The organism is Tianweitania populi, assembly GCF_014652875.1.
In the GTDB taxonomy this organism is placed as follows: Bacteria; Pseudomonadota; Alphaproteobacteria; order Rhizobiales; family Rhizobiaceae; genus Tianweitania; species Tianweitania populi.
In genome coordinates, this window is record NZ_BMZQ01000001.1 from 48,191 (window position 1) to 67,579 (window position 19,389).

Genomic DNA, 19,389 nt, shown 5'->3' on the forward strand with positions numbered 1-19,389 from the left:
CGTAGATCTTCACAGTCATGTCTGAAGCGGGCCTGAATTACATCGCTGAGCAGTTGCGTGAGTTGTTGGACGCAAGAAAGACTGACCGCTTGCCTTCAGAGCGAGATCTTGCGGCAAGGTTCGGCGTCGGACGCCGGGCAATTCGTGCTGCGCTGAACACCCTCGAGGACGAGGGTCGTATCTGGCGTCAGCAAGGTAAAGGCACCTTTGGTGGTCGACCTGGCTCCACGACCTCCCGCCTGCTTTCTGAGCATACCAACCCACTTGAAGTCATGGACGTCCGGATCGAGATCGAGCCTGCGCTTGCTCGGATGGCTGCGGCGCGTGCGACACCCAAGCTGATTCAGCAGCTTGAAGCGATTGCAGAGAAGGCAGCTCTTGCTGCCGATACGCCCGAATGGGAGCAGTGGGATGCTGCTTTTCACGCCAAAATCGCGTCTGCTTCCGGCAATCGGCTCTTCAACGCGATCATGGAGTTGATCGACGGGATCCGCCACGATGCACCATGGCAGGAATTTCGATCCAGGGTCCGCGCTACGGGTCGCACCCTGCTGTCTGTAGAACAACACGCGGCGATCATAGACGCAATCAGGCGCCTCGATGCGCTCGACGCAGAAGATGCCATGCGAGCGCATCTTTTGTCATTGCGAGATGCCGTGTTGGCGGAGATCGGTGGTGCATCACGCAAGTCGGTTGCTGCGCGGCCGACAAATGTCGATGCAGCATCTCAAGACATAAGAAGCAAAGAAGGGAACTCAGCATGAAATTCGTTTCGAAACTACTAGGCGGCGCAGCGTTGTTTTGCGCTGTGGCCGGTACAACAGCGGCATTCGCCGCCGATTTGCGGATCGGATTGCAGGATGATCCGGACGTCCTCGATCCACATCGTGCACGAACCTTTGTCGGCCGCATCGTTTTTACGTCGATGTGCGACAAGCTGTTCGACATCAACGAGAAGCTGGAGATTCAGCCGCAGCTCGCCAGGGAATGGAACTGGTCGGAAGACCGCAAGACTCTGCATGTTAAGTTGCGAAACGATGCGAAATTCCATGACGACACGCCAATCACCGCGGCTGACGTCAAAGCTAATCTGGAACGGGCCAAGTCGCTGCCGGACTCGCTTCGCAAGAGCGAGGTCGCATCGATTGAGTCCGTGGACGCCATCGACGCTACGACCCTCGATATCAAGGTGAAAAGCCCGGACGCGTCACTGTTGTCGCAGTTGGCTGATCGTGCGGGTATGATCCTTTCGCCGAAAGCCTTTACTGATGGCGATTTCGGCCAGAACCCGATCTGCTCCGGCCCTTACAAGTTCGTCAGCCGCGTCCAGAACGATCGCATCGTGTTGGAGAAGTACGCAGGGTACTGGGACGCGGCCAATTACAAATTCGACAAGGTGACGTTCCTGCCCATTCAGGACACCACCGTTCGCTTCGCCAACCTTCGCTCCGGTTCGCTTGACCTGATCGAGCGTATCGCTTCGTCGGATATCGAGGCCGCCAAGTCGGACAACAAGCTGGCCTTCTATCCAGTGACCGGTACCGGCTACCAGGCCCTCACGATCAACCTGAAGAAGGGCGACAAGGACAGCTTCCCGATCGGCCACGACAAGCGAATCCGCCAGGCGCTGGAACTGTCGATCGACCGCAACGCGATCAACGAAGTGGTCGGGCAGGGCGTGTTCACACCGGCATATCAGCCGTTCCCACCGAGCAGCTTCGCTTATGACAAGAAGTTCGAAACCTCGACGCGCGACGTGGAAAAAGCAAAAGCGCTTCTTGCCGAAGCTGGGGTCGAGCGCGTCAGCTTCGAGATCGCCTATGGCAACAATTCGACCTCGCAGCAGGTCTACGAGCTGATCCAGGCGATGGCATCCGAAACAGGGTTCGACATATCGCTGCGGCCGACCGAGTTCGCTGCGCTGCAGAGCGCTTTGAAGGAAAACGCCTTTGAAGTCGGCCAGAGCGGCTGGTCAGGCCGTGCCGATCCAGATGGTAACATCCATCAGCATGTCACCTGCGAGGGCAACCTCAACGATGCGAAATACTGCAACGAAAAGGTCGACGAGCTCCTGAACAAGGCACGAGGCATTTCCGATCAGGCCGAGCGCAAGGCCCTGTATGACGAGGTCCAGGTTATCCTCGCGGACGAAATGCCGATCGTCTACCTCTACTATCAGCCTTGGCCCTTTGCGGCGCGTGCTGACCTGAAGGGCTTCACCGCTTATCCAGATGGGATGATCCGCTTGAAGGGCGTATCGCTCGGCGGCTGAACCAAAGCTTGGCCGGGGGCACGTTGCCCCCGTGCTTTCCCGCCCACGCTTACACGTGCAGTTATTTTGGGACGCTTGAACGACCGCCGGAAATTGGCTGGTTCAGGCAATGGGGATAGTGCCCATGTTAGGATTGCTCGCCAGGCGCTGCCTTGTGGTGCTGCCGACTTTGATTATCGTTTCGATCCTGGTGTTCGGGATGCAGAAGCTGTTGCCCGGGGATCCGATCCTGGCTTTGGCCGGCGAGGATCGCGATCCGCAGACAATGGCGTATCTGCAGGAAAAATACCGGCTCAACGATCCGATCCCGGTGCAATATGCGGTTTGGCTGAAGCAGATCGTGACCGGAGACTTCGGCGTATCCGTGCGCACCGATGTGCCTGTGGCCGATCTCATCTTTCAAAAGCTTCCGGTAACCATCCAGCTTGCAGCCTTCGCGATGGTTGTGGCGCTTTTGATCGGCGTCCCCGCCGGCATCATCTCGGCCGTGCACAAAGGAACAGTGACGGACTATTCGATCAACGTTGCAGCCTTGTCGGGGCTTTCGATTCCCAATTTTTGGCTGGGCATCCTGATGATCCTGGTTGTTTCCGTTCAATGGCAACTGCTGCCATCGTCCGGTTACACCTCGCCGCTGGAAGATCTCGGCCAAAACATTCGCACCATGATCATGCCGGCACTGGTTCTCGGCACTGGTCTGGCAGGCGTATTGATGCGTCACACGCGCTCCGCCATGCTCGGCGTGCTGCGCTCCGACTATGTTCGCACAGCCCGAGCCAAAGGGCTGAACGAGCGCACGGTCATCATCCGCCACGCGCTTCGCAACGCGCTGGTGCCGATCATCACCCTATCTACACTGCTGTTTGGTGAACTGCTGGCCGGTGCGGTGCTGACCGAGCAGATTTTCACGATCCCCGGTTTCGGAAAGCTGATCGTGGATGCCGTCTTCACGCGTGACTATGCCGTGGTGCAGGGCGTGGTCCTTTGCACGGCGGTCGGCTTCATCCTCATGAACCTGCTGGCCGACATCCTTTACATCCTCGTCAATCCACGTTTGCGGGACGCAACATGAGCAACGCCGTACCTCTTCCGGCAGCGCCAAAGCGCCTTGGCAGCAGCGCCGTTCGCAAATTTGTCAAGAACCGCGCCGCAGTCCTTGGTGCCATTCTGGTGGGCTTCTTCGTTCTGATCGCGATCTTCGCGCCGGTAATCGCGACGGAGGACCCGTTCAAGACGAGCTTCACGGCTGTTCGCAAGGCGCCGTCGGCGGCGCATTGGCTGGGTACGGACGAGCTTGGCCGCGATCTGTTCGCCCGCATAACCTATGGTGCGCGAACGTCGTTGCTGGCCGGCGGTGTTTCCGTGCTGATCGCCCTTCTGTTTGGTGTGCCGTTCGGCATCATAGCAGGCTATTTCGGCGGCTGGATCGACAGCGTCATCTCGCGGGTTATCGATGCCATGTTGGCGATCCCGTTCTTGATCCTGGCGATCGCGCTTGCCGCGTTTCTCGGTGCGAGCCTCACCAATGCGATGATTGCTATCGGCCTGTCTGCGGCACCGATCTTCGCTCGATTGACCCGTGGTCAGGTCATGTCGGTGCGCTCGGAGGAGTATGTGGAAGGCGCGCGGGTCATCGGCCTGCGTCATCCCCGCATCATCCTGCGCTACATCGTTCCCAATGCGGTCGCGCCGATCATCGTTCAGGCAACGCTGACCATTGCGGCTGCCATCATTGCCGAAGCGAGCCTGTCCTTTCTCGGTCTTGGGCAGCAGCCACCAAACCCGTCCTGGGGATCGATGCTGAACAGTTCGAAGAACTTCATCTCGCAGGCCCCCTGGATGTCGATCTGGCCCGGCACCGCGATCTTCCTGGTCGTGCTTGGTTTCAATCTGCTCGGCGACGGACTGCGCGACGCGATCGATCCGCGCGAACACTGATTGGTAAGAAGGAAATTTGCATGTTCACGACGCGACCGGAAATTCTCGGTACCTTCGGTGTTGTCACCTCAACCCACTGGCTCGCATCGTCGGCGGGTATGGCGATGCTCGAACGTGGCGGCAATGCCTTCGATGCGGCCGTGGCAGCGGGCTTCGTGCTGCAGATCGTCGAACCCCATCTCGTCGGCCCTTCCGGCGAAGTGCCTATCATCTTCCATTCCACCAAAACCGGAAAAACCGAGGTTCTGTGCGGCCAGGGCGTGACGCCCGACGCGGCTACGATCGAGCACTACAAGGCTGAGGGGCTCGATCTCGTTCCGGGCTCCGGTTTGCTGGCGACGGTGGTGCCCGGCGCATTCGACGCCTGGATGCTGATGCTGCGCGATCATGGCTCATTGAGCCTGCGCGAAGTGTTGGAACCTGCCATCTATTACGCGGCGAATGGTCATCCCATGCTGCCGCGCGTGGCCAACACCATTCGTGATCAAGCCGGCTTCTTTGAGAAGGAATGGCCGACCTCTTATGCCCTTTGGGCACGCAACGGCAACTTGCCTCAGGCTCATGAACTGTTCCGCAACGAGGCGCTTGCCAACACCTACACCCGCATCGTCGATGAGGCGGAACAAGCCGGCGGGGGGCGCGAGGCTATCATCGGCAAAGCGCGCGATCTGTTTTACCGCAGCTTTGTTGCGGAAGCGATCGAACGCTTTTGCCGCGAAACCGAAGCGATGGACACCAGCGGCCAGCGGCACAAGGGTATCCTGACCGCCGATGATATGGCGCGTTGGAGTGCCACCTACGAAGCGCCTCTGACCTATGACTATCATGGCTGGACGGTGTCCAAGATGCAGCCTTGGGGCCAAGGTCCGGCTTTCCTGCAAAGCCTATCCTTGCTCAAGGACATCAATCTTGCGTCCATGGATACGCGAGGGCCGGACTTCGTGCATGCCACGATCGAGGCGATGAAGCTCTCTTTTGCCGATCGCGACATCTATTACGGGGATCCGAACTTCGTCACCGTGCCGATGGAGCATCTTCTGTCCGACGGCTACGCTGCCGAACGGCGCAAGTTGATCGGCGACAAGGCGTCCACCGTGCTTAACCCCGGCTTGGTTCCCGGCTACGAGGACCAGCGCCAGCGCGGCGTTGGTCAGTTCCGCTATGCCGGCCAGACCAAGGTTGAAGGACCTGGTGCAGGCGAGCCGACCATGGCGCATCTGCGAACCGAAAAGCGCGGTGATACCGTCCATATCGACGTTATCGATCGGTGGGGTAACATGGTTTCGGCCACCCCATCCGGCGGTTGGCTGCAATCCTCGCCGATCATTCCGGAACTCGGCTTTGCCTTGAACACGCGCGCTCAGATGTTCTGGCTGGAAGAAGGTCTGCCGACCAGCCTTGCTCCGCGCAAGCGTCCGCGCACAACGCTGACGCCATCCTTGGCCGATTTCGAGGGCAAGCCGCGCATGGTGTTCGGCACACCTGGTGGCGATCAACAGGATCAATGGCAGTTGCTGATGTTCCTGCGCCGCGTGCATCACGGCCTCAACCTGCAGCAGAGCATCGATCTGCCGCTGTTCCACACGATGCACTTCCCGTCTTCCTTCTATCCGCGTGAAGCCATTCCAGGCCGCCTCGTCATTGAGAAAACCATTGGCGAAGGCGTGATTGCGGATCTGCGAAAGCGCGGCCACGACGTGGAAGTGGTGGACGAATGGACGGTGGGCCGCTTGACCGCTGCCGAGCGCGAACCGAACGGGCTGCTGCACGCTGCCGCAACACCGCGCTTAATGCAGGCCTATGCGGTTGGTCGCTGACACGCCTCTCATCCAGAAAGAACACTGAGCATGGATATCAGCCTGCAGGAAATGGTCTGGCTCGGGCTTGGATTGCTCGCAGCCGGCGGCATCACAGGCCTTCTTGCGGGTCTGTTCGGGGTCGGCGGCGGCGCGGTGATCGTGCCGATTCTCTACGAGCTGTTCCGCTATCTCGGCGTGCCCGACGATGTTCGCATGCCTCTTTGTGTCGGCACATCGCTCGCCATCATCATCCCGACCTCGATCCGTTCTTACCGCGCGCATCTCGCGCGTGGGGCGGTCGATACAGACCTGTTGAAAATCTGGGCCGTGCCGGTGGTACTGGGCGTGTTGATCGGCAGTCTCGTCGCTCGTTACGCACCAGCGGAGCTGTTCAAGACGGTTTTCGTCGTGGTTGCCGGCATCTCCGCCATCCGGCTCTTGTCCGGCAAGGATCATTGGCGCTTCGGCGAAACCCTTCCCGGCAAGATGGCTATCCGCATCACGGGTCTCGTAATTGGCGTCCTGTCCTCGCTGATGGGGATTGGCGGCGGCCAGCTGTCCAACCTGTTCATGACATTCTACAACCGGCCGATCCATCAGGCCGTGGCGACCTCCTCGGGGCTCGGCATTCTCATCTCCGTTCCCGGTATGCTGGGCTACATCTATGCCGGCTGGCCACGCGCCGCCGAATATCCCGATGTCGCTGCCCTCCAGCCGCCGATGGCTTTGGGCTACGTATCGCTAATCGGCCTGGCGCTCTTTGTTCCCACCAGCATGCTCACCGCCCCGCTTGGGGTGAAGCTTGCGCATGGTCTGTCGAAGCGCAGGCTGGAAGTTGCCTTCGGTCTCTTCCTGCTGCTCATTTGTCTGCGCTTCGTTCTCAGCTTCTTCGAATGATCCGGGGAAAGGTACCGATGACAACCGCGCTTCTTTCCGTCGAAAATCTTCGCGTTTCCTTCAAGGGCAGCGACGGTTGTGCACCCGTGGTGCACGATGTCTCCTTCGACATAGAAGCTGGCAAAACGGTTGCTATTGTCGGCGAGTCGGGCTCCGGCAAGAGCGTCACCTCGCTTGCGATCATGCGTCTCCTGCAAAGCGGCAGCGCAAAGATCGAGGGCACTATCCGGTTCGCGGGCCAAGACCTGACCACCTTGAGCGACGCTGGCATGCGCCGCATTCGCGGCAACGAGATCTCCATGATCTTTCAAGAGCCGATGACTTCGCTCAATCCGAGCATGACGATCGGCCGCCAATTGGCGGAAGTGCTGATTACCCATCATGGCATGAGCCAACGGCAGGCAGAAGCCGAAGCCGTGCGCTTGATGGACCGTGTGCGCATTCCCTCAGCCGCAGCCCGCCTCAAGGATTATCCACACCGCTTGTCCGGTGGCATGCGCCAGCGCGTGATGATTGCCATGGCATTGTCTTGCAAACCAAAGCTCCTGATCGCCGACGAGCCGACGACGGCACTTGATGTTACAATCCAGGCGCAGATCCTCGACCTGATCCGCGATTTGCAACGCGAAGAAGGCATGTCGGTTCTGTTCATCACCCACGACATGGGCGTGGTGGCCGAGATCGCGGATCGAACCATCGTCATGTTGCATGGGCGCATCGTGGAGAACGGCGCGACCGAGCAGATCTTTGGCGCCCCGCAGCATCCATACACCCGTGCTCTTTTGGCCGCCGTTCCGCGGCTTGGTTCCATGGCCGGTGTGTCAGTGCCGAAGAAGTTCGAAGAAATCGATCGCGCCACGGGCATCGCCATCGTCAAGAGCGAGGAAGTGACAGCCAAGCAGCCGGATCCGCAAACACCGCCGGTACTCGAGGTTCGCAACCTCAGCAAATATTTCGACATCCGTTCCGGCGTGCTGCGCAAGGTCTCCGGTCGCGTTCATGCCGTCGAAAACGTGTCCTTCGACATCCGGGAAGGCGAAACGCTGGCGTTGGTGGGTGAATCCGGCTGCGGCAAGTCAACTACCGGCCGAGCCATCGTCCGCTTGACGGATCCGAGCGGCGGGGAAATCCGCTTGAACGGCGAAGACATCGTGAAACTGGACGAAAACAGCTTCCGGTCACATCGCCAACGGCTTCAGCTGATCTTCCAGGATCCATTCGCTAGCCTCAATCCAAGCATGCGCGTAGGCGAATGCATCGCCGAGCCGATGTTGGCGCATGACACGATCCCGCGAGCGAGTGTTCGAGCGCGGGTGGCCGAGTTGCTGCAACAGGTTGGGCTTGATCCGGCAACCCGTGACCGGTTCCCGCACGAATTCTCCGGCGGCCAGCGCCAGCGCATTTCGATCGCTCGGGCGATTTCGTTGGGTCCCAAGCTGATCGTCGCTGACGAGGCTGTGTCGGCACTCGACGTGTCCATCAAGGCGCAGGTTATCAACCTGATGCTTGATCTGCAGCGGGATATGGGCCTGGCGTTTCTTTTCATCAGCCACGACATGGCGGTTGTTGAACGCGTCAGCCATCGCGTTGCGGTGATGTATCTTGGCGAGATCGTTGAGATCGGCAATCGCGCGGACATCTTCGGCAACCCGCAGCATCCCTATACCAAGCGGCTGCTGTCCGCCGTGCCTGTGCCTGATCCGGCGCGCCGCACCAGCCGTCCTGAACTCAAAGTGTCTGAGCTGAAAAGCCCTGTGCGACCAGTAGACTACGTCGCGCCGCATCGCGTGCTGCAAGAGGTGTCGCAAGGGCATCATGTGCAGGAATGGGGTGCAGAATGGAGCAACGGTTAAGGAGTAGCAGGCAGTAGACGGGAGCTTCCAGAGGGCGGTCAATGAAGGGCGCTCTGCGCTTCACAGACCTCACGCAATCGACCTCCCTGCCTTACCTTGCCCGAACAAACTGCCTCCCAGCCTTTGCGATCAGCATGTCTGCGAGAGCGCCACGCCAGACAAGATAATCGTGCCCGCCGGCATATTCGCGGTAGGTGACGGCGTAATCCTTGGCCAGCAGTACATCGCGTAAGTGCCGGGATGTGTCGAGAATGCCGGCTGATCCGGGACGACTTGTTTCGAACAAGCCGGCGGTCAGGAAGAAGCGGACCGGCTTGGCCGGCGTTGCCGCGACGAGGTGCGCGACGTGGTTCGGCTGATCTTGCGGCGCCGTAGCCGGATGCCACCAGAAGGAACCGGACAGGCAGATTGCGTTGCCGAAGATGTCGGGGTGGCGGAGTGCGATGGTTGCCGCTGCGAGGCCGCCATAGGAGGAGCCAGCAAGCGTGGTGCGCTCGGCGGTGGCCTTCAAACCGGTCTCGGCGATCACGCGGGGAAAAAGCTCTCCGGCCATGAAGTCAGCAAAAGCGTCGTTGGCCGGGAGCTCGCGTGCTCGCGTCTTGCTGTCGATCTCCGAAACGAAGACGGCTACGGTGGGCGGGATGACCTTGGCGCTGATCAGGTTGTCGAGAATACGCGGTGTGGGAACTGCCGTCAGGTACTTATCGGCGTCGAAGAGGAACAGGAGCTGGACCTTGGGATCAGCTGGATCGAAGGCGGCCGGACGGTAGATCGTGATGTCGCGTTCGTTGCCGAGCCGCTTGCTTGCGAGCTGGAACGTCGAAAGAGTGCCTTTAAGCGCGTCGGTTTCTTCAAGTCCGGGCTGCAATGGCGCATCGCCAAGTTCCAGGACGGACTCCTGATTGAAGGCGTCCGGCGCATCTGCCGGCCACGGCGTCTTGTTGAAGGGATCAGCTTTCGCAGTCGCCAGAATGGCGACGCGGCGCTCGCGCGGCGTTCCGGGCAGATCGGGAACGTCGTAAGCGAGCTGATAGGAAAGCCGCGTCTCGTTCGGGACAATGAAGCTCTTGTACCAGGTATCGGACTGGCCGAGCCGCTCCAGTTCTTCATGATCGCCTGAGGGGCCGCCGAACAAGCGGACATTGCGCTCCGCTCCGCGTGCCAGGAAGGTCACGATGGACTGGCCGTTTTCCGACGGCTCCACCATCGGCGTTCCCTCACGCAGCCGCTCGTTCCAGAAGCCTGTGGTGTCTTTGCCTGCGGCGAGATCGTCGGCAAGCCGGCTGATGGCAGGGCTGAGATACCCCGGTGCAGGAAGCACCTGCGCTTTGGAAGGTACGATCTCAGTGATGCGAAGCTTTACCGCTGCCTGTGCTGCAACGCGAACACGCGGTCGATCACTGGCGGCAACAAAGCGGAAGTCCTTTGTGCCGCCGGCCTTGTCGACGAGCCGACGCAGATGCTGTCCGCGTTTATCCAGCAGATCGACGGTCGCCTTACCGTCGCCTGCCTCAACCGCGCCGACGACATAGTCGCCCAAGCGCACATCCAGCTCGGCCTCTAATTGGGTCTCGTTGTCAGGTGTGAGTTCCTGCCAGCCGTTCTCAGCCCGGATGATGCTCACATCCTGCGCTGAGCTGAGCGAGGCCACCAGGCACAAGGCGAACGACAGGAGCGCTCTTACCATGTCTTCTTCAGAGTTGCGGTGACACTACGGCCTGATCCATAGAAGCAGGCATAGGCGCTGGCGCAGGACGCGACATAGGTCTTATCCGCGATGTTCTTGGCGTTGACCTGAAGGGTCAGGCCTTCGAGATCCGGGCTGTGTGCGCCGAAGTCGTAGCTCAGCGAAGCATCAACAAGCGTCACCGCAGGCACCTCGAAGCTGTTCGTGTTGTTGCCCCAACTGGTGCCGACATAGCGGATACCGGCACCGACGGCGAGCCCGTCCAGAGCACCGCTCGTGAAACTGTATTTGCTCCAGAGAGCAGCCTGGTGGGCGGGAATGCGCGCTGGCGTCTTGTCGATTTCGCCGGCGGTTGGCGAGTCTTCCACGGTCGAGTCGATATAGGCGTAGCTGCCGATCAGAGACAGGTTTGCGTTGACCTCGGCGCGGGCGGACAGTTCGAAGCCCTTGTTGTGGATTTCGCCGATCTGCGAATAAACCGTGCGGGCGAGGGCGGGGTCCCAAGCCCCCCAGACAACATCCTTCTGCCGCAGGTCGTAATAGGCGGCCGTCAACAGGATCGGCATCCCCTCAGGCGCATATTTGACGCCGACTTCGATCTGCTCGGCCTTGGTCGGCGAGAAAGCACCTTCGCCTTCTGGTGCTGCGATCAGTACGGGTTCGAAGGAGGTGGAGTAGCTGAGGTAAGGCGCGAGACCATTGGCGAAATTGTAGATTGCGCCGGCGCGCCAGGTGAAGGCGCCGTCGTCATAGGCCTGGTCGTTGGTGCCGAGGCGGTCATCGATATCGGTCTTGGCCCAGTCATAGCGCCCGCCGGCCATGAGTGTCAGCCCACCGATCTCGATCTGATCCTGAAGGTAAAGGCCGGCCTGCTGGGCGGTCAGTTCCTGATCGTCCGTCTTGTCCAGAACGAGCGAGCTGTAGTGGAAGTCGCCATAAATCGGATCGGCAAGATTGATGGAGGGCGCGGAGCGGTTGCGGCCCCAGACATAGTCGCGCTTACGGTGGAGATAATCGAAGCCGGCCAAGAGCGTATGGTCCGCGGCCCCCGTGGCGACCGTTCCTTCCACCTGGTTGTCGATGGTGAAGGTGCCCCAGCTTTCCGGGCCGCCGCTCGCTGTACGGCTGATCACCGTATCATAGCCCGTCGCCGGATCGGCCGACAGGCTGCCGTAAACCAGCGTGCGCTGGTCATGCTCCACATGGTGGTAGCGTGCGTTCTGGCGAACAGCGAGGCTGTCGTTGAAGCGATGCTCGAACTGGTAGCCGATCCAGGCCTGTTCGCGCTTGAAGCTCTCGAAGTTCGGGTCGGACACGAAGAAATCACGCGGCACATAGCCGAAACCTTCGATCGGATCGATCGTGCCGGCGCGGTCCAGGAAGTTGCGGAAGCCGGCATCCGGCTCGTTCTGGTAGCCGCCCAGCACTGTCAGCGTGGTCTGGTCGGTCGGCGTCCAGGTAAGCGATGGCGCAATGGCAAAGATGCGCTCCTTGGTAAAATCTTCCTGCAGATCGCGGACGTCACCCGTGCCTGCTATGCGATAGGACAGGGTGTCCGAACCCGCCACCTTGTCACTCACATCGAAGAAGGCGCCATACTGGTTGTCGGTGCCGAGCTTCACGCCGACTTCTCGGTAGGGCGCGTCTGTCGGCTTCTTGCTGACCATGTTGACGATGCCGCCCGGATTGGTCTGGCCATAAAGAACGGAGGCTGGTCCGGAAAGCAGCTCGACGCGTTCAAGAAGATAGGGATCGACCTTGGCATAGGACTGATCGCTGGCAAGGAACAGGCCATCAAGGAAGCGCGGCGTGTAATAGAAGCCGCGCACGAAGAGCTCATCGCGCAGGTTCGATGCGCCGCGATACTCCGTGAAAACGCCTGGTGTGTAGCGCAGCGCTTCGGCAACCGATTCAGCCTGCTGATCCTCGATCTGCTCTTTCGAAACAACGGCGATGGTCTGCGGCGTGCGGGCGATCGGCGTGTCGGTCTTCGAACCCGAACGGCTTTGGGAAGCGACATAGCCGCCGACAGGACCATCGCCCACTTCGCCATTGCCGGTCACCACAACCGTCTCCAACTCGGTCACATCAGCCTGTTGTGCCAGGGCAGTCGACATCGCTAGGGCGCTCGTCATGGAAACGAGGCTGAACAGGCGCAAGGCACGAAGAAGAGGAAGGGGATGGCCGGTCATTTGGAAATCCGATCAGGAGCGTCGTCGAAATGTTGACGATGCCGCTCATGTATCGTTAGACGGTTAGACCTGTCGACGCGCATGACAAGCGCGCAAACGGCAGTCAGCGGCGCGTAAACGGCACGATCGAAATCAGTTCAGGCGAGGGCCGTGATGAAGCACACGGACATTAAGCCGGATATGCCGGCCCATCTCTTTGTCGGTGTCATGGACGGACCGTCGACCTGCACGCCTGATGAGCAGGTCTATGACATCTGGCCAAAGTTCCTGACGATCGTGCTGTTGCAAGGGGCGCAGCATTTTCTCATCGACAATGCGTCGTTCCAGATCGATGCCGGTTTCGGTGACAGGTGCGAGCCTGTCATCCTGATGCTGAATGTGGCGCGCTATGCCAAACTGCGCTTCATCAATGAAAGCAACGTGCCGCTGCGCAAGATCAACATTTCGGCGCCATTGCCGTGGATCGAGAAGCTTGCTCAGCCCGGGAGTGGTGAACCATCGCCGCTACGCTCTTTCTTCTCCCACCATCTTGCGCAGTTCACATTCCGACCCGGCAAGCACATCCTCACGGTTGCCGAGCAGATCATGACGCCTCCCGCAGGTCTCGACGGTGAATTGTTGAGCCTGCACCGGCATTCCCGCGGGCTCACAATCATGTCGGAGGCTTGCGGCGCACTCACCCAGGAAGCAGTTGAGCAGGCCGGACCTAAGCTCCTGAAACGACGTCAGGCCGAGCGCATCCGGGACCATGTGCTTGCCACGCTCGACCGCGAGGTTACCATCAAGGAGATCGCCGAGGCGGTGGGCATGAGTGTTTCGGCCGCCCAGCGCGCCTTTCGCGACTGCTTCGGCACCACCGTCTTCGGCTTCATCCGCGATCAACGTCTGGCACGTGCTGCGGTAGCGCTGAACGAAGAAGGCGCAACGATTGCGCAAGCTGCATTCATTGCCGGCTATTCCGATCCCAGCCACTTCAGCTCTGCTTTCAAGCGCGCTTACGGCACACCACCCAGCACGAGAAGGAAATAGCGGCTGCGTTCCGAATGGTAGGCATACGGCAACTGGCAAACTGGTCCGCCCCGCTATTCTGCTTCGAGCTCCATCGTCGCGGTGGCGCTTAAAGGAACGCCCACACCAACGAACGCGCCATCGACCCCCTGCGGCTCATGGCAGCTGCCGCAGCCGTAGCGGTTCAATAATTGCTTGCCTGTGTATGCCGTTCAGCTTGTTGCGGCTTCGGCGAAGATGCGGCTGCGGTTTTCGCGCCGGCTTGCCTTTACACCCCATGCCGCAGAGCTTCAGGTGAAGCCTGATGCAGCAAACATCAAACCGTGCAAACGTTGGCGGCTCAGGTGTTCAATCGAAGTAAGCGATGTCGAATGCGTTTCTATGAGCCTGCAAGCATGGAGGAGGTTCCCTCTCAAGAAAATAACATAACATATGTTAAAGCCGTATATAATGATGTGGGTAGGAGAGGTTGAAGCATATCGACACGCTTTATTAGTTGAACTTATATCGACTGAATGCGGTCGTAGGGAGAAATCTTGTCCGACTTTTTTGTCCAAAAATTGCGACATGGCGCTTCTCTGTCCGAAGACGACGAACGGGCGCTTCGCGCGCTTTGCATGAATGTCGACAAATTCGACCCCCAAAACGATGTGACGATGGAAGGCGATAAGCCAAAAAGCATCAAGCTTGTGCTGGAAGGCTGGGCGTGCCGCTACAAGCTCCTCGAAAACGGCAAAAGGCAGATCATCTCACTGTTTCTACCCGGCGACATGTGTGAGCCCTACATGACGCTGCCGCAGTTCATGGATCACTCGCTTGGCACGCTCACACCGGTTACGGTCGCGCGCGTGTCGCCGGAGGTTATCAAGGCCGTCGCACGTGAAAGGCCGCAAATCGAAAAAGCGTTGTGGTGGGATCTCTTGCTCGCCATGGCGATGGGACGCGAAAGCATTGTGACCCTCGGGCGGCGTTCGGCCTCTGAGCGGTTGGGTCACCTTTTCTGCGAGCTGCATGTTCGGCTGGACAAAGTCGGGCTGGTGGATGGGCTTGGATATGAGATGCCGCTCACCCAGTCTAATCTTGGCGATTTGCTTGGCATGTCGACCGTGCATGTCAACCGCTCACTGCAAGAGTTGAGGGCGGCAGGCCTGGTGACCATGCATGGCCGGCGTGTAACGATCCTTAATCTGGAAGGTTTGCGATCAACGTCACTCTTCGATCCCACCTATTTGCAAAGCTACACACAGGCCTAAGTGAACTTTCGTGCGTTCGGGTTGTTTGGACGGTTCACTAAGAGGGGTTCTTCATGACTGCGTTTGAAGACGCTAAGCAGCGCGCGGAACTTGAAGCAGACAATGCGCGGTTGCGTCGGCTGCTTGATCAACGTGACGCGCCGGGCGAACTAAGGCACCGGCTTGCCAATACCTTGGCGATGCTGAGGACCATCATCCGCAAATCAGCGGAAACCAAGCGCGACCTCGACGCCTATGTCGGGCATATCGAGGACCGCATCTCCACGGTAGCGCATGTCCATGCTGCCGTTGACAAGCATGGTGGCGTCGAGCTTCAAAGCCTCTTAGCCAACGAGTTGCTCCATTACGGAGCGAAGGAAGGCGAACAAGTCAAACTGGATGGGCCGTACCTGCTGCTGGAGCCCACGGCAGGGCAGGTCTTCGCGCTTGCTGTCCACGAATTGGCAGTGAACGCCGTGGAGCACGGTGCTCTGGGTATGGGCGAAGGCCGCGTCGATGTCGCGTGGAAGGTCGATCGCGACGGCGACGAGATGTTGGTCACCTTCACGTGGAAGGAAAGCGGTCAGACGGGGCTAAGCGAAGGTCGCCATAAAGGCTTTGGCACGGAAGTGCTGACGCAAATGTTGGCCTATGAAATGAAGGCGACCACGGCGCTCGCCGTGGAGGCCGATGGCCTCCGCTGCACGATCCGTCTTCCCCTGCCGCCTCGCATCGGCTCGGTTCGAGAAGCTTGAGGCTCAGAGCCTGACGACACTGGCGGCAGGTCTTGAGGAACCTGTGTGCGCCCATACGAACCGTTCAGGAAGGACTACCGAATGACAGCACCGGCCAAAAAGGACATTGTCGCGATCGGCGGTTAGGCCGGCAGCGGCGCGGTGCTGCGAAAGCTGATCGGTCAACTGCCGCAGGATCTGGCGGCAAGTGTGTTCATCAGCACCCATATTCCGGCAAATTCGCTCGGCCACCTTTCGGATAGGCATTTCCAATGCCGCCGGGCGAAAAGTGTCACAAGCGCTGGATGGTCAGCCGATCGAGCGAGGCCAGATCCATGTCGCCGCACCGGATCGCCATCTCCTGCTGATCGGCGACACGATCCGGCTGAGCATGGGGCCGCGCGAGAACATGGTCCGGCCGGTGATCGATCCGACGTTCCGCTCGGCCGCCTTGTCGTTCGGCTCGGGTGTTGTGGGTGTGGTGCTGACCGGCATGCTCAATGATGGCGCATCCGACCTTCATGCGATCAAGGCCTGTGGTGGCACGGCGGTGGTCCAGCATCCGCTCGATGCCGAGGCAGATGAAATGCCGCTCGCGGCCTTGCAGAGCGTCGATGCCGATCATGTCGCGTCGGCCGATGATCTCGGCAGGGTCATTGCGGGCATTGTGGGCGAGAGCACGGACGGATCTCAATGTTTGTCCGACGAGTTGCAGCTTGAAGTCGATATCGCGGCTGGTCGAAGGCTGGGCAGCGCCAATCTGCTCCAGATCGCCGAACCCAGCGCCCTGTCCTGCCCGGATTGTCACGGCGTTTTGTCGGAAGTGCGCGGTTCGCGACCGCTTCGCTTCCGGTGTCAGATCGGTCACGGTTACACGGCCGAAGCGCTTGCCTCGCATATCACGGAAGTGGACGAGGCGATCAGGGTTGCGATGCGCGTGATGGAAGAGCGCGTGACCCTTGTTGATCGCATGGCCCGTGATGCCCGCGACACCGGCCGCCCCACGGTCGCCGAGCTTTATGAAACTCGGGGAGAAGAATATCGACGCTACGCAGCGACCCTCAGGCAGGCCGCCATTCTTTCGCTGCATCACGGTCGCTCGACCTAAGAAGATATCTGACGGACGCGCTTCTTACGGCCGGCAGAAGCGATTAGCATTGCTAGTGCCTTTGACCTTTGACTCGCAGCTGAAACAGACCGTCCCATGCAGAAACAGTTGACGCCAACCGAGGCCGCCGACGAACAAGAGACCATTGCAGTGGTCGGGATCGGCGTCTGCGCGCTCTCGCTTCGCTCGTTCGAACAGGTCTTTGCCGATATCGATCCTGAACTTGGCACGGCTTATCTCGTCGCCGTGCGCCAGCAGGAGGGCTTGATGTCGGCACCGTCGTTGAGGTGCTGAAGCGACAGGTTTCCATGCCTGTCAGCATAGCGGCCGACGGCGAGCTTTTAAAGCCCAACCAGGTTTTCGTCGGTGGCCCCGACGACATGATCACGATCGAGGATGGCCACGTCCATATCCGGCCGGCTGCCGAGCCTGTCGGCCAGCGCGGCACGATCGATTCCATGCTGATCTCGATCGCCGAACATGCCCATGACCGCGCCATTGCCGTGATCCTGTCCGGCCTTGGTAGCGATGGCACGGCGGGCGTAACCGCAACCAAGAAGTTCGGCGGCTTGTCGATCGCGGAACTGGCGAAAGATGAAGCGGAGGCCAGCCAAGCTGCGGTCGGGCCGCTTGGTGCTGCCGATCTCCAACTGCCCGCCGACGAGATCGCCCAGCACATTCTTCTTTACGCCAGGAATCTGTCTCAGCTCATCGAGACCGGCGCGGATGATGAAATTTCGGCCGATCTTGAAGGGCAGATCACGCAGATCACCACCATTCTGCGCAACGTCACCAGCCACGACTTTCATGGATACAAACGCGGCACCTTCACCCGGCGCGTTCACCGCCGCCTTCAGGTTCTGCAAATCGAAACCGTCGAAGCCTATGTCGAAAGGCTGCGCGCCGACCGTGAGGAAGTGCAGAACCTTTTCCAGGATCTGCTGATCGGCGTCACGCAATTCTTCCGCGACCCAGCCGAGTTCGAAGCACTTGAGCAGGAAATGCCGCGTTTGTTCGAAGGCAAGGAAGCCGGCGACCAGTTTCGCGTCTGGGTGCTGGGCTGCGCCACCGGCGAGGAAGCCTATTCGATCGCCATCCTGCTGCGCGAGCATATGGCGACGCTCGACCATCCGCCGGAAGTCCAGATTTTCGCAACTGATCTGGATGCGCGCGCCCTTGGCCTTGCGCGGGCTGGGCGCTATTCCAGCACCATTGCCGCGCATGTGCGGCCCGACCGCCTGTCACGATGGTTCGTGCGCGAGGGCGACACCTATTGCGTATCCAAAGAGTTGCGCGAGATGTGCATCTTCTCGCCGCACAACGTCGTCAAGGACGCGCCCTTTTCGCGCATCGACATCCTGTCTTGCCGCAATCTCCTGATCTACCTCAACGGCGACCTGCAAAACCGCGTCATTCCGATCTTTCACTTTTCGCTAAGGCCGGGAGGCGTGCTGTTTCTGGGTTCGTCCGAGAACGTCACGCGCCACGCCAAGCTGTTCGCGCCGGTTGACCGTAAGAACCGCGTGTTCCGGCGTTTGGAAACCGCGACCCGCATCATTCCGGATTTTCCGCTCAGTCCGCGCACCCGCAGCATCGATCCTCAGATCATGGCGCCCTTGTCGGGGCTGCCGGCACCGCGGCTGACCAGCTCGATCAACCGCCAGGCTGAAGCGGTCGCGGAGCGCTATGCGCCGGCCTATGTCGTGGTCGATACGCATGGAGACGTGCTGCATTTCTCGGGCCGAACAGGGCGGTATTTTGAACCCGCCGCCGGCGCTGCCACGCTCAATCTTCTGAGCCTCGCGCATCGCGACCTTCGCCTCGATCTTCGCTCCGCGCTGCACCGTGCCACCGCCGAAGGAACACGCATCGAGGTGCCGCGCGTCGTGATCCGCCAGGATGATCGCGCTTACGCCGTCAACGTCGTGATCGAGCCGCTGGGCAACGGAGACGTGACGTCCCTGATCGTCCTGTTCCAGGATGCCGGGCAGGTGGCGGAAAGCAGTTCCAAGGGCGATGGTGGGTGGTTGACGGCCGACGAACATGTCCAGCGCCTCGAAACCGACCTGCGCGTTACGCGCGACCGCCTCCAGGCCACGATCGAGGAATTGGAGTCGACCAATGAGGAACTGAAATCCTCCAATGAGGAATATCAGTCGATCAACGAGGAATTGCAGTCGGCCAATGAGGAAATGGAGACCTCGAAGGAAGAGCTCCAATCAGTCAACGAGGAACTGCAGACCGTCAATGGCGAACTCGGTCATCGCGTTTCGGAACTCGGCCGCACCAATTCCGACCTGAAGAACCTGCTCGAAGCGACCCAGATCGCAACGGTCTTCCTCGACAACGATCTGCGCGTGCGCAACTTTACGCCGGCGGCGACCGAGATCTTCCACCTGCTCGATACGGATGTCGGCCGTCCGCTCGACCATGTCGTTTCCCGCGTTGCTTATCCCGAACTGCAGGACGATGTCCGCCGTGTTCTGAAGACGCTGTCGGTGGTGGAACGCCAAGTGAGCGATCCCGCTGCCGGGCGTCATTTCACAGCGCGTGTGCTGCCTTACCGCAGCGTCGACAATTACATCAGCGGCGCCGTGGTCACCTTCATGGACCTCACCGTCGCTTACAAGGCGGAAGCTGCACTTCGTCAAAGCGAACAGCGCTTGCGT

At 60.0% G+C, this 19,389-nt stretch carries 13 protein-coding genes and 3 pseudogenes; 14 read left to right on the forward strand and 2 right to left on the reverse strand.

Annotated features, from left to right (window positions below; genetic code table 11):
• The first annotated feature begins 17 nt into the window (after window positions 1-17).
• The 7 genes from IE166_RS00265 (at window position 18) to IE166_RS00295 (ending at window position 8,759) form a co-directional block, all read left to right on the forward strand.
• The gene (locus tag IE166_RS00265) at window positions 18-764 is read left to right on the forward strand and encodes a FadR/GntR family transcriptional regulator (protein ID WP_189500771.1); all 747 of its coding nucleotides are present in this window, start codon (window positions 18-20) and stop codon (window positions 762-764) included.
• A complete protein-coding gene (locus IE166_RS00270) occupies window positions 761-2,272 on the forward strand; it encodes an ABC transporter substrate-binding protein (protein WP_189500773.1) in 1,512 nt (503 codons plus the stop codon). Before IE166_RS00265 ends, IE166_RS00270 begins: the two co-directional genes overlap by 4 nt.
• A gap of 124 nt (window positions 2,273-2,396) precedes the next feature.
• Window positions 2,397-3,344: an ABC transporter permease gene (locus IE166_RS00275; RefSeq protein ID WP_189500775.1), complete on the forward strand. Its 948-nt coding sequence runs from the start codon at window positions 2,397-2,399 to the stop codon at window positions 3,342-3,344.
• Window positions 3,341-4,210: an ABC transporter permease gene (locus IE166_RS00280; RefSeq protein WP_189500777.1), complete on the forward strand. Its 870-nt coding sequence runs from the start codon at window positions 3,341-3,343 to the stop codon at window positions 4,208-4,210. The genes IE166_RS00275 and IE166_RS00280 overlap by 4 nt, the downstream gene beginning before the upstream one ends.
• Window positions 4,211-4,224: 14 nt before the next feature.
• Window positions 4,225-6,027 carry a gamma-glutamyltransferase family protein gene (locus IE166_RS00285; RefSeq protein ID WP_189503148.1) on the forward strand — a complete coding sequence of 601 codons (1,803 nt, stop codon included), beginning with the start codon at window positions 4,225-4,227 and terminating at the stop codon, window positions 6,025-6,027.
• A gap of 24 nt (window positions 6,028-6,051) precedes the next feature.
• Entirely contained in the window at window positions 6,052-6,906 is an 855-nt protein-coding gene (locus IE166_RS00290) for a sulfite exporter TauE/SafE family protein (RefSeq protein ID WP_385965068.1), read from the forward strand.
• 17 nt (window positions 6,907-6,923) lie between these two features.
• Window positions 6,924-8,759, forward strand: coding sequence for an ABC transporter ATP-binding protein (locus tag IE166_RS00295; RefSeq protein WP_189500781.1), 1,836 nt, complete (start codon window positions 6,924-6,926; stop codon window positions 8,757-8,759).
• 91 nt (window positions 8,760-8,850) lie between these two features.
• Here IE166_RS00295 and IE166_RS00300 read toward each other — a convergent pair whose 3' ends face one another.
• Entirely contained in the window at window positions 8,851-10,446 is a 1,596-nt protein-coding gene (locus IE166_RS00300) for an alpha/beta hydrolase-fold protein (RefSeq protein WP_189500783.1), read from the reverse strand.
• The gene (locus IE166_RS00305) at window positions 10,440-12,638 is read right to left on the reverse strand and encodes a TonB-dependent siderophore receptor (protein WP_189500785.1); all 2,199 of its coding nucleotides are present in this window, start codon (window positions 12,636-12,638) and stop codon (window positions 10,440-10,442) included. The genes IE166_RS00300 and IE166_RS00305 overlap by 7 nt, the downstream gene beginning before the upstream one ends.
• Window positions 12,639-12,791: 153 nt before the next feature.
• Between IE166_RS00305 and IE166_RS00310 the strand changes: the two genes are divergently transcribed.
• From IE166_RS00310 to IE166_RS21015, 7 genes and pseudogenes are all read left to right on the forward strand, one after another.
• Window positions 12,792-13,667, forward strand: coding sequence for a helix-turn-helix domain-containing protein (locus IE166_RS00310; RefSeq protein WP_189500787.1), 876 nt, complete (start codon window positions 12,792-12,794; stop codon window positions 13,665-13,667).
• A gap of 515 nt (window positions 13,668-14,182) precedes the next feature.
• Entirely contained in the window at window positions 14,183-14,899 is a 717-nt protein-coding gene (locus tag IE166_RS00315) for a Crp/Fnr family transcriptional regulator (RefSeq protein ID WP_189500789.1), read from the forward strand.
• 53 nt (window positions 14,900-14,952) lie between these two features.
• A complete protein-coding gene (locus IE166_RS00320; RefSeq protein ID WP_189500791.1) occupies window positions 14,953-15,633 on the forward strand; it encodes an HWE histidine kinase domain-containing protein in 681 nt (226 codons plus the stop codon).
• A 141-nt stretch (window positions 15,634-15,774) separates the two neighbouring features.
• Window positions 15,775-16,720, forward strand: a pseudogene (locus IE166_RS00325) (chemotaxis protein CheB).
• A 96-nt stretch (window positions 16,721-16,816) separates the two neighbouring features.
• Complete coding sequence (locus tag IE166_RS20910; RefSeq protein ID WP_407701817.1) at window positions 16,817-17,014, forward strand: hypothetical protein; 198 nt, start codon at window positions 16,817-16,819, stop codon at window positions 17,012-17,014.
• Window positions 17,015-17,028: 14 nt separating this feature from the next.
• A pseudogene (locus tag IE166_RS21010) lies at window positions 17,029-17,340 on the forward strand (chemotaxis protein CheB); the annotation flags it as partial.
• Window positions 17,341-17,487: 147 nt separating this feature from the next.
• Window positions 17,488-19,389 (forward strand): annotated as a pseudogene (locus IE166_RS21015) (CheR family methyltransferase); the annotation flags it as partial.

What these genes read in the sequence shown, in the direction of transcription:
- IE166_RS00300 (WP_189500783.1), bottom strand. Translation starts at nt 10,446, where the DNA reads ATGGTAAGAGCGCTCCTGTCGTTCGCCTTGTGCCTGGTGGCCTCGCTC.
- IE166_RS20910 (WP_407701817.1), top strand. Translation starts at nt 16,817, where the DNA reads ATGCAGAAACAGTTGACGCCAACCGAGGCCGCCGACGAACAAGAGACC.
- IE166_RS00270 (WP_189500773.1), top strand. Translation starts at nt 761, where the DNA reads ATGAAATTCGTTTCGAAACTACTAGGCGGCGCAGCGTTGTTTTGCGCT.
- IE166_RS00295 (WP_189500781.1), top strand. Translation starts at nt 6,924, where the DNA reads ATGACAACCGCGCTTCTTTCCGTCGAAAATCTTCGCGTTTCCTTCAAG.
- IE166_RS00280 (WP_189500777.1), top strand. Translation starts at nt 3,341, where the DNA reads ATGAGCAACGCCGTACCTCTTCCGGCAGCGCCAAAGCGCCTTGGCAGC.
- IE166_RS00310 (WP_189500787.1), top strand. Translation starts at nt 12,792, where the DNA reads ATGAAGCACACGGACATTAAGCCGGATATGCCGGCCCATCTCTTTGTC.
- IE166_RS00305 (WP_189500785.1), bottom strand. Translation starts at nt 12,638, where the DNA reads ATGACCGGCCATCCCCTTCCTCTTCTTCGTGCCTTGCGCCTGTTCAGC.
- IE166_RS00275 (WP_189500775.1), top strand. Translation starts at nt 2,397, where the DNA reads ATGTTAGGATTGCTCGCCAGGCGCTGCCTTGTGGTGCTGCCGACTTTG.
- IE166_RS00265 (WP_189500771.1), top strand. Translation starts at nt 18, where the DNA reads ATGTCTGAAGCGGGCCTGAATTACATCGCTGAGCAGTTGCGTGAGTTG.
- IE166_RS00320 (WP_189500791.1), top strand. Translation starts at nt 14,953, where the DNA reads ATGACTGCGTTTGAAGACGCTAAGCAGCGCGCGGAACTTGAAGCAGAC.